Raw genomic sequence first — 11,311 nt, forward strand, 5'->3', positions numbered from 1 at the left:
CAGCCTCTGTGGCAATCATCGTGCCGCCAACGCCGGTGAAAAAGAGCTTGCGGTATGGGCCATTTCGCCCAACGCGGTACGCAACTACGCTTGCAGTAGCGACTAGCGCCTGCGCCTGCCCAGCGTATTCACTGCGCGAAAAACCGCGCACCCTGCCAATCAAACCAAATGGCACAGCACCTGCTATGTAAGCTATGGGTCGCCGCGCGCATTGGAGAGGGGGAGAAGACAATGAACTTGCGTTTTCGCGATCGCTCGGAAGCCGGGCGCCTGTTAGCCGAAAAACTCAAGGCTTATGCGCAACGCGACGATGTGCTGGTCTTGGCATTGCCGCGCGGTGGTGTGCCGGTGGGGTTTGAAATTGCGCGCGCGCTCGACGCTCCGCTGGATGTATTGATCGTGCGCGAATTGGGGCTGCCGCAGCAACCGGAATTCGCCATCGGGGCGCTGGCCAGCGGCGGCGCCTGTGTGTTCAACCAAAGTTTATTGGCCGGGAGTTCGCTCGCCACACCAGAGATCAAGGCGCTCATTGCGCGCGAACAGTCGGAACTGGAACGTCGCGAGCGCGCGTATCGCGGCCAGCGCCCATTCCCCGAACTGCGCGGCCGCACCGTCATTCTGGTGGATGACGGGATGGCCACTGGCGCAACTATGCACGCGGCGGTCAAAGCGCTGCAAACGCAGCAGCCTGCTCACCTGGTTATCGCCGTCCCCGTCGCGGCGGCTGAGACTTGCGCGGAGTTTGCGCAAATGCAGAATCACACCAGCTTTCTCTGCCTGCTCGCGCCTGTATCTTTTCATGCCGTGGGCCTCTGGTATGAATCTTTTCCACAAATGACCGATGATGAAGTGCGTTCCCTGTTAGAACGTGCGGCCCAATTGCCAGCCCCCAGCACTGCCCACACTTCTCCAAATTCCTGATCATCAGGCAGCGCCGCCATGCGGCATCGCCACCACTTGGCTTGGCCTGCGCAAATAGCCCCGCCTGATACGGAGAAACCCCCACCGCCAGCCGCCAACCATCCGGCATAGCGGTTGCACTTTGCAGCAAGGTAGAAGTGTTGCCGGTACATCTATAGACTTTGCTCTGTATGTAGCAATCCTGCTTTGTTGTGACGATGTAATTTGTCAGAGCAGCTAATCTTATCGAGGGGGCATGATGAAAATTCTGATTGCGTATGATGGTTCGCGTTGTGCGGAAGCCGCGCTACAGGATTTACAGCGGGCTGGTTTGCCGCATCAGGCTGAAGTGTTGGTACTGTCCATCGAAGAGTTCGAGCCGCGCTTACCACCCCCCGGCGTACTGGCCGTAGCGCCGGCGCCGCTGGCGGCGGGGTTTGTAAAGGAGCGGTTGAATTTGGCCCAAGCCGCTGCCAAGCGCTTGCAACAGGATTTTCCTGCGTGGCAAGTCAGTGCTGAAGCGGAAATGGGCGCAGTCGCTCCGGCCCTGTTAAAGCGCGCCGCAGAATGGCCTGCCGATTTGCTCGTCGTGGGTTCGCACGGCCGTTCGGCGCTGGGACGTTTCGTTTTGGGCAGCGTCTCGCAAAAGCTGGTCACGAACGCTCCCTGCGCAGTGCGTGTGGCGCGCGGACGCAGCGTTGATCCGGCCCTGCCCCTGCGCCTGCTCATCGGCCTGGATGGTTCGCCTGGCGCTGAGGCTGCGGTGCGCGCGGTGGCCGCACGCACTTGGCTGGCAGGCACCGAGGTGCGCCTGGTGGCTGCGATCAACGAAGTCATCGAAGAAGTCATTGATTACTTGGACGCCGTACAACACCAAGGCTGGTCGTGGTTGCAGGACACGTTACAAGCGGCTGAGCAAACCTTGTTGGCGGCTGGCCTGGACGTCTCGCCGCACTTGGTCAAAGGCGACCCTAAACACGTGCTGCTCACCGAAGCTGAGAAGTGGGATGCCGATTGTATCTTTGTCGGCGCCCGCAGCCTGGGCCGGTTGGAACGCTTGCGGCTCGGCAGCGTTTCAGCCGCCGTGACAGCGCGCGCGCATTGTTCGGTGGAAGTCGTGCGCTGAAAATCTGGCACTTATGTATTGGGTGGCGCGCGTTATTCACGCGCGCCACCCTTTTAGCGAATCGCCAGCGTTGTCGAGTTACTCGTCATCCCGCCGCGTGTCACCGTCATCGGATGCAAGCCCGATGTGACACTCACGGGCAGCCTCACGTTGTGCTGAGAGGCAGCGCCGCAAAACTTCAGTTCAGCGCCCTGGGTATGTGCCGCTGCCCATCATCGTTTACGCGATCCGGTAAACATCAACGTGATTCATGCGTGCTGGACGTTTCATTGCTCAACGCGATTCAACGGTACCAGCGGCGCGGGTGAATCGTCACCGGAAAATCCGGACGTGGCGGTTCATAGCCCCGCAAGAAGCCTTGCTCAAGGGGGAAATCGTCTTCGACCGGCGACACCCCATTGCTAAGCCAACGTTCCACCGTTTGAAGCGCTGTCAGCACTTGCGCCTGGCTAAAATTGCAATGGCCGCTGGGATTGTCCGTCCAGGCCGACGCCAGGTTGTAATTCTTCCCCATTGCGTTCACGGTCTCGCGCAACACCCATTCATTGCTAGGTGCGACCGCATCGCGGACAGATTTCAACGTGAGTACCGGACGCAACAGCACGCCATCCGGCTCGAAGTTCCGTTCCAGATACTGGCGCGGCGCGCCGGTCGCAGCGTAAGTGCGGCAACTGGTGTTCATGGTTTCGAGCCAGACGTCAGCATCTACTCCCATCGTGCTCAGATACGCTTTTTCCGGATCCATCAACATGTAGTTGTGATCCAGGTTGTAACCGGTCGGGCCGCCCGCGCGGCGTTCGATCTCGGCTCGTCCGGCGGTGGCGTAATAAGCCAGATTGAATAAAGTGCCGCTATCATAGAATCCCTCTAGCGGCATGTGGTTGACCAACCGCACGAATTCCCAACGGCCCAGATTCGACGGGTCTTGCAATTGCGCCAGCAGCACGGGCATGACCTCGGTCTCGAAATTCAGATCATCGCGAACGTCGCCGACGCGACCCCACGCTTCGGGCCAACCAAAGGCCATGTCATACGCGACGGCAAAATTCAGCAAGACATCGCCTAGCCGCGTGGCGCCTGCCGTCGGGCCGCACATGCAAAGCGCGGCGTCATAGGCGTCCGGGTGATGCTCTGCGCCTTCGAGCGCAATCAGCGAACCCATCGAAGCGCCCATCAGAATCGTGCGTTGCGGCACGCCAACTTGTTCACGGAAGAAATTGGTCAGCGCCAACGTATCTTCCATGCCCTGTTCGACCGCCCAGCCGTTCTCACGAAAGGCCGAGCCAGCCAGCGCGTAGCCGCGTTCCAACAAGTAAGTCTCCAGCTCCGGCACGCCCACGCCATCGCGTTCGGTCAGCGTCGCGTTCGCGGCGCGGTTTTCGGGCTGGCCCATGAAATCGCCTTTGATGCGATAGATGTGGGCATAAACCACCAACGTGCCATTCCAATTCTCAGGCACACGGATGGCGTATGGTGCGCCATTCAACTCACCCTCGAGTTGCAGCGGCCCGGTCTGACTTTGGGCGAACGCAGCGCGCTGCCCAAGTGAGGCGGGTAACAACACCAGGGAAAGTGTGACGAAGCTCAGCAGCATAATCATGCGTTTCATAATTCCTCCTTCCTAACAGGAATGCGGCAAAAAACTGCGCTATCTGAGGCTGGCTGAGCGGGTATCCAGCTTGCGGGAGCTTTTTGCCTATGTGGGAAAGCCTAGTTCATATCTCGCGCTTGAACAGCACCGTGGAAAGCACCATTCGAGTTTGCGCGCGTGCGTTACTCATTCCCGGCCAAGTGCGAGTTCTCCGATAAATCCAGCAATGGGCGTGCCGCACGTTAATCGGTGAATTTTACGTCAGGAAGAACCGTAATGCGGATTTTCAACAAGTTCGCGGGGAAGAATCTCTCAAGCAGAGCAAGGTCATGCAGCGCTGCCGGTGTTTACACTTGCTTCAACATCGCTTCGACTGTACTCGCTACAAACAGCGATCCTGCGTTGCTTTGACTGGATCACCTGCACGCGGCGCGCTAGCGCATAGCCACTGTCACCACATTCGCCGCCTGCCCTTCCACTTGCACCGTGAGATTCACTTCGCCACGTCCGGCTAGGCTGCGCGGCAACGGCCCAACATTAAGTTGATCCAGTCCGACCAAACCTTCGACTGGCCCAACAAAGACGACTGGCGCCTCGGTGCCACCGACTTTGGCTGACACCGCAGACAGCCCGCTGACATTGCGCACCCCCGTGCCGAACAAGACCAAATAAAGCGCCTCGCCTTCCGGTCCCAATGAGAGCGGTAGCGGCACAAAACGTTGCTGTGCCGTGTCGTAACTCGCCACTTGTTCATAGACTTGCGAACCATCGTTTCTGACACGCAAGGCAACTGCCGCCGCAACGCCTTGCCCATTGGCGTTGGCGGTGAAAAGGCCCGGGGCGACGGTAGCAATCTGAATGGCGCCAGTCGCGCTTATGCCATCGCCGCCGGTCAGCGTGACAGTCGCCGCACCGGTCGCCGTGCCGGCGGGGATTAGATAATTGACCTGTTGGGATGAAACGAAAAAGAGCGGCGCGAACCGTTCCGCGCTCAGGCGGTCACTTACGCGCACGTTTGTGCCTGCCAGTGTGAACGGCAGCGGCACGCTCGCGGCGGCTTGCGTGGCGACGGCCATACCTGTTCCAAAGGCGGCGACGATGGTTTCGGCAGCGAGCGGGTCGCCGCGATAGTTGGCGGCAGAGACTGTCGCGAGAGCGCGCGTTGCCAGAGTGTCCAGGCGCTGCGGCGTAAGCGCTGCCAACATCTGGCCCGAAAGCGCGCCGAAAGCGGCATCAGCAGCAAGGGGCACGTCTGAACTGATTGTAAAGCTGCCGCCGAATTGCCCGCCCGAGGCCGCGACGATCTCATCCACATAAGCGAGCAAGGTGTTGTTCGCCGGAATCCTTTCGCGCCCGCTACCACGCAAAGTGCCATCGGGCTGATAAATCTTGATTTCGACCTGCGCGGTTTGGGCGTTAGGGTTGAAGAGCGCGAATTGCGTAAACGATTCGAGGCGATTGTCCACGTGGCCCACGACGAAGTTAGTGCCGAGTTCGCTCGTCAGCGGGAACGCGGCGCGGAAGCTCTGCGCGTTGGTGGGATCGCTCAAACTGATTTCGCCGTACACGCCACTGAGGTTGCTCTCGATGACCAGCGCTCCAAAAAAGAAAGCATTCGGCCCAAGGTTGAAAAGCTGGCGCAAGGTGCGCTGGTATTGTTGCCCCGGCGTGAGCGTCAGATTGACTGGCGCGCCGAAACTCGCGCCCTCTTCTTCGATCAGGCGTAACCGGAGTGTAGCAGCGCTGGCCGTGGGATTGACCAAATTCACGGTCGTAGCGATTTCGCCAGGCAATTCCACGGCTGAAGGCGCATAGAGTTTTGTGGGCGTGGGATCGCCTGGCAACAACGGCCGGGCGTTGAATGCGAGCAACTCATTGCTGGATTCATGCAGCACCGTCGCGCACATCTCGTGATCGCCGCGGATGACCAGATAGCCATTGAACGGCGCGCTGATGTCTAGGAAGAGGTCTTGCAATCTGCCCGTCAAAACAGCTTTCGGCGCAAGCGTCGTTTCGCGCACGCCCACTTGCGCACCGGCGGTGTTGCGCAGTTCGAGCGTCAGGTTGTTGTAAAACTTCGTCGTGTTCGCCAGATAAATTTCCGTCGTCCACGTCGCGTCGTAAACCAGATTGGTCAACAACTGCGAACCTGAAGCCGCGCCCTCCAAGCGGAAAGCATCCAGCCGATTGCCCTGGCCGGGCATTTGCCAAACGGCGACAGCTTTCTGATTCGACCAGATTTGCACCCAGCCGCTGCTGACAGGTTGCATCAGCCGGAAGAGTTCCGTGGGTGTGCGCGTCAACGTTTGCCCTGCCGCCAGCGTGATGGTGGCCGTATTGCCGAGCGGCTGCCCTTGCTCGTCAAAGGCGCGCAGTGTCAGCGACGCCAACGCGGTTCCTTGATTGTTCAGATACAGCGGCGCGCTGAAGTTGGCCTCGTCGCGCAGCAACGGCGCGTTGAGCACTTTGTTGGCGAAGGGGCCAAACGCGCCCAGCGTATACCTTGGCGCGAGCGACGTGACGCGCGCCGTCGCGGTCTTTTGCGCCGTGTTGAGCGTGGTCGGATATGCTTCGAGTTGGCCGGTCGCGGGGTCGAAGGCGATAACTTTGAGATTGGCTTCAATCAGGTTTGGGTCGTCCGGCAAATCGGCGGCGCTATATTGGAAGGTGAGGTCGGCGACAAAACTGCCGTCGTTGGGGATGGCCGGAGCGAATAGCCAGACCGTGTTGACGCCCGTGAAATCGCGGAAGAGCGCGGCAGTGTCCGGCGCGGTTTGGGTTTGCCGCCGAACCTCGCTGGGATTTTGTTCCAAGGTAATGAACTCAATTGATTCCGCAATATCGCGGGCCGCGCGTGCGCCGTTAATCACGCGTGGCGCGGTGTTGCGCTGCGTTTGAATCGTCACGCCGAGGTCATTGACGACCTGTTGTGTAATTCCGGGCGGTATGGGTATGGGTTCGGCCAGTTTGAATAAGTTGAACTCTACTTCCTCGGAAAAGGTCTCAGCGGGCACGTGCGCATCATTCACCAAATAAAACCTCAGCCGTAAATTTGTCGTTAAGTAGGGGATGTCAACCGGAAATTCAAAAGTTTCCAGCCCGGAAACTTGCAATTGGCGCAGAACCCCGAGCGGCTTTTCACCGCCATAGGCTCCCAGTACTTTGAACGACACCCGGGCTTCGATGCGGTTCGTGCCAGAGCGCGCGGCGTTGTAGGCCAGTTTGAAGCGAAACCTTTCGCTCCTCCCAACCAGCAGGTAGTAAGTCTGTTTGGGAAATTGGTTGGCATCGGGCACGATCCGCACCAAATCAACTGGAATGACAATAGGAGGAACCAGCACTTTCCTTCCATTGGGGAATTCGATCATCAGCGTCAGTAAAATTTGATCGTTACGGCTCACCAACAACGGCATTACTGCGCTGAAAATGTCCGGGATCAGCAATTTGCCTGGGGTCGTGCTGATTTCACCCGTCACCAGTGATCTGCTGGCCCCAACAAGTTGGCCGTTTTTCTGGGCCAATTGCAAAAACAAGCCGACTGTAGCGCCCTTGTATTCATCGCCTAACTCCTGCCTGGTTCTGATGGCTAAGGTTTCCGAACTCTCCAACGCAACTTGATCGCGCAGCGGATACCCTGCCAAAAACACGGGGATGGCGCCGAAGGGCGTAAACACGCCCGGGCTGCGATTGTGTTTGCCGAACTCAAGGCTGAGCGTTCCCACCGGATAGGTCAGCGCCTCTTGATCGAGCACGGCGTCTTTGGAATCGAGCAGTTTCGTTTCGAGCTTCAACCCGCTGGCATTGCCTGGCACATTGATGGTCAAGCTCAAATTGGTTTTGGTTTGCGGCCCTGAGGTGGTTTGCGCGACCGCCGTGCGGGTGGGATTGCCCAACGATGTTTGGCCGTTGTCAGCCAGGCTGAAGGCCTGCAACGTGAGGTTACCGCCATGTGAATCGCTGATGAGTTGATAGCGCAGGTCGCACTCAAACTTGATCGTCGTGTTCGGCTTCAACTGCGCTTGATCGGCGGGGACGCCGTCAATGCGCGGATTGAGAAATTCAACCGAGTTACTACAGTTCGCGCTATTGACCGGATAAACAATCTCCTGGCTGCGTTTGAAGACATTGCGGCTTTCGTCAATCAGCAGGGCCTGCAGCTTCAACGCGCAAGAGTCGGAACGCAGCGCAAGACTCGCGCCGGGAATGCGCGATTCAATGCTGGGCGGCGTAGTCGGCAACGGCAAGACTCGACCCAAGGGCACGAATTCTGACGAACCCATGAGATTGCCGTTTTGATCAAAGAGCCGTAAGACCAGTTCCGCATTTTTCTTTGATTGCAGCAGGTAAGTCACGTTCGCTTTGAACAACTTGGCCTTCAGTTCATCAGGCGAGTAAGCGGCAATGGGCGGCTCGTAGCTGGTGATCGTCAGCACGTCGGAGCAACTTGGCGCCGCCACTTCGGCAGAAAAACTGTTTTCCAATGGGCAGCCGACCGTCAGCTTCACACTGACCTGCGCGGGGCTGCTGCCGGGCGTAGTGGTCGAAAGCGTGAGCGTGCCGTCATACACATCCGACCATAAGGCGCTGATGTCCACTGCCGCCGCAAGCGTGGCGCTCTGACCGGCATTCAACGAACCGGACGGCGGATTGACGCTCAACCAATTGCCACCAGCGGCGGTGCTGGCTGTCGCTTGCCAATTGACGGTGCTGCTGCCGATGTTGCTCAACGTGAAGGTCTGGGCCGCCGGATTCGCTTGACCCACCGTGCCGCTGAAGCTCAGCGACTCCAGGTTCACGCTCAATTGCTTGCCCGCCGCGACTGACAGGCAGGCGGAAAACTCCGAGGTATTGCCCGCCGGATCGGTGGCGGTCGCGGTGACATTCTGCCCGGCAGGCACCGTGAACGTGGCTTTGCCTTGTCCATCGGTGGTGACTGAGATGGCCTGTAAAAACCGCTCGCCTTCGCCATAACCGGTGAGATCGCAAGCGGTGTTCGCGAAAAATTCGATGGTGTAGGTCGTGTTCGGTTTGCTATCGAGCGTGCCTGTGGCTGATCCGTTTGGATTGGCGCTCAAGACCGGATAGTTCTGTAACTCGTTTGCACCGGTATCGGTGTCCCCCGCATCATTCGGCGTGACGCTCAAAGGCATCAGATCAATGCCCAAATCGTAATTCGAGAAAATCGAATTGCGGAGTATTTTGTTACCGATGCCTGTATCAATTTCTACCCCGATACCATATTTACCGCTTACCGATGCGCTTGTAATCAAATTCCCAGCCCCGTCCGCCGTTCCGCCGATTGTGTTATTACTCGTCTCGAGCAAGACAGCTCGGTTTCCGCTCCAGAATAGCTTGGCGCTAGTTACGTCGGTATTAACATAGTTGCCTTGAATCTGATTCCCATTGCCAGCCGAAACCCAGACGGCCAGCCCTTTCATCGAGAGAAGATTACAAGGGCCTGCACAGCGTCCGGCGATAGTTCCATTGATCCCGCCAATGACATTGTTCGCGGAATATATCTTGATGGCATTGCGATAGCCCTGTTCTGGAATCTGATTTTGACCATTGCTGTCTGTGCCGAAGTAATTGCCGAGCACTTTGTTTTCACCACCGCCAAGTTCAATCGCCTGTCCTGAGTCGGTATCAGGATTATTGCCGGCGGCAAAATAATTCCGCGCCGCCGCCGTCATCCCACCGATAGTCAGGTTCTTGCCCGCCACACGGATGTATTTGCCGCCGCGCGTGAGTTTGGCTTGCGTGCCTGTTATATCCAGTCCGAAAAAATTCCCTTCAATGGTGTGCCCATTGCCGAGCACATTGATTACTCCATCAAGACTCTGAATGTCGTGATAGCCGTAAAAAGCAAACCCGCGCACGAGGCAATTGGTTGCCGAAGACCCCAGCGCGATAACTCCTGAGCCAGCCGTGCCACCACCATCCAGCGTTACGCCGCCTGACGCCGCCGCATCAATGGTCACGGTCTCAGTCACTGTTTTCAGCTTGAATTTATCGAGTTGCCTGATGCTGCTGCTGAAATTGATGAGGTCTGCCCCCGCGCTGGCATTGGCTTCCTCAATCGCAGCGGGCAAGGTGCAACCGCCGCCGCTGCTGGCGGCAATGGCGCAAACGCCATCGCCAGGATTGGCGTCAGATGAAAGCAAGGTTGAGTTCACGGTGAAGGTGCGCAGCGGCGCTGAAGTAGCAAACACGAGCGCATTCGGCCCGCCTTGCGTGAGCAGCACCAAATCACTCAGTCCATCGGCATTGAGCCGCATGGGCAACGCCGCGACGGGTTGACCAGCGGTTTCCAACGCAATGGGAGTCTGGGGAATAGCTGGGACAACGCTCTCCACTCTCTTTTGCGCTTCACCACTCAGCGCCTCGCCCAGCACGATTTCAAGCGGCTGTTGCGGACGCAACACCAACAAGTCATCCACCTGACGGCTCGACACGTGCGCGCGTATGAGTTGCGTTTTGGCGAACCCGAACGCAGCAGCAGCCTCACGAGCGCTGCCGGCTTGTATTTGCCCCGTCAACCTTCCCCACTGTTGGTTGTCTGCCTGGTCTTGCGGCGTGACCAAAGAGACGGTTCCCGCCGCATCCAGCAAGGCAATGTCTTGCGCCCCGCCGCCCGCAAAATCGCCCAGCGCCAGCGCCTCGATGTTGTAGTGGAAGCGTTGGTGTTGAATCCGGGCAGGCGGCGCAACAGAATCCTTTCCGCCGTCGAGTGGTAATTGCCGGTCGCGTCCGTGAACAATCAGCAATTCATTCCCAGCGGCGATGGCTAAGTCATAGGGATAATCTTCATCCAATTGGCCGAGACCGAACGCAGTGGCGGGCGCGGGCAACACGAGCGCTTCGGGCTGGCGTTGCAACGCGCCTTGCGGGCCTTCAAAAATCAGCGCGCGCGCACCAGTCTCACTTGTGACGCCCACCACCACGTCAGCCAAGCCATCCGCCCGGTTGATTTCGCCCGCGAGCAAGGCTGTCACCGCGCCAGACAGCTTCACGCTTTGCACCTCGGCAAACTCACCAGCGCCATTACCCGCCAGCCAATGCAACTCCTGGCTGCCAAGCGCGGCCACGACAACATCCTGATGCCCATCGGCATTGAAATCGCCCGCGCCGATGAAATCCGGCTGTTCCGGTAATTCAAAAACCCGCCCGGGCGCCAGAAAAGGCGCAGCGGTGAAGGTGCCAGCCGCCTTGCGTTGCGCGGCTTCGGGCGTATGCGGCCAAAGCGCATCCACATTGCCGCGTTGCAAACTGAGCAAGCCATGACCCGCCACCGCGTAACCGCTGACCAAATCAGGCACGCCGTCTTCATCAAAATCGCCAGCGGCCAACGCCAGCGGGCGAGCCGCGTCAGCCGCCAAGCGCGCCTGCCAAGCGGAATCGTCCGGCCCGTCGCGCGCCACTTGCAGATTGATCCAGGGGTAGCCTGGGCTGCGCGGGTTCGCTGGTTGATTCAAATGCGTAGTAGATGCGCTGACAGGTTGACTGGCAGCCATGAAACCGCGTTTGAAATTTGCAGCTTGTAAGAAGAAACAAAAGCCGATCGTAGTAATGATAAAGATCGTGATGCGTTTCATAACTCCCCTGCTTTCTGAGAAAGAACGATTTGATTGAAACCTGAAGGGTGTTTGCCAACGGCCCGTCAACGACAGGGAGTCAGACAAGCGCGCCTGCTAGCC

Annotated in this window: 4 protein-coding genes; 2 read left to right on the plus strand and 2 right to left on the minus strand. The window is 58.5% G+C overall.

Annotated features, from left to right (window positions below; genetic code table 11):
• Window positions 1-237 precede the first annotated feature (237 nt).
• Window positions 238-921, plus strand: coding sequence for a phosphoribosyltransferase (locus HY011_21175; GenBank protein MBI3425443.1), 684 nt, complete (start codon window positions 238-240; stop codon window positions 919-921).
• 235 nt (window positions 922-1,156) lie between these two features.
• Complete coding sequence (locus HY011_21180; protein MBI3425444.1) at window positions 1,157-2,026, plus strand: universal stress protein; 870 nt, start codon at window positions 1,157-1,159, stop codon at window positions 2,024-2,026.
• A 283-nt stretch (window positions 2,027-2,309) separates the two neighbouring features.
• Here the strand turns inward: HY011_21180 and HY011_21185 are convergent, their stop codons facing one another.
• Together HY011_21185 and HY011_21190 are read right to left on the minus strand one after the other, a co-directional pair.
• On the minus strand, window positions 2,310-3,635 hold the full coding sequence (locus HY011_21185; protein MBI3425445.1) for a hypothetical protein: 1,326 nt from the start codon (window positions 3,633-3,635) through the stop codon (window positions 2,310-2,312).
• Window positions 3,636-4,051: 416 nt separating this feature from the next.
• Window positions 4,052-11,209, minus strand: coding sequence for a hypothetical protein (locus tag HY011_21190; protein MBI3425446.1), 7,158 nt, complete (start codon window positions 11,207-11,209; stop codon window positions 4,052-4,054).
• Between the last annotated feature and the right edge of the window lie 102 nt (window positions 11,210-11,311).

This window comes from Acidobacteriota bacterium (genome assembly GCA_016196035.1).
Lineage (GTDB): Bacteria > Acidobacteriota > Blastocatellia > RBC074 > RBC074 > JACPYM01.

What these genes read in the sequence shown, in the direction of transcription:
- HY011_21185 (MBI3425445.1), bottom strand. Translation starts at nt 3,635, where the DNA reads ATGAAACGCATGATTATGCTGCTGAGCTTCGTCACACTTTCCCTGGTG.
- HY011_21190 (MBI3425446.1), bottom strand. Translation starts at nt 11,209, where the DNA reads ATGAAACGCATCACGATCTTTATCATTACTACGATCGGCTTTTGTTTC.
- HY011_21180 (MBI3425444.1), top strand. Translation starts at nt 1,157, where the DNA reads ATGATGAAAATTCTGATTGCGTATGATGGTTCGCGTTGTGCGGAAGCC.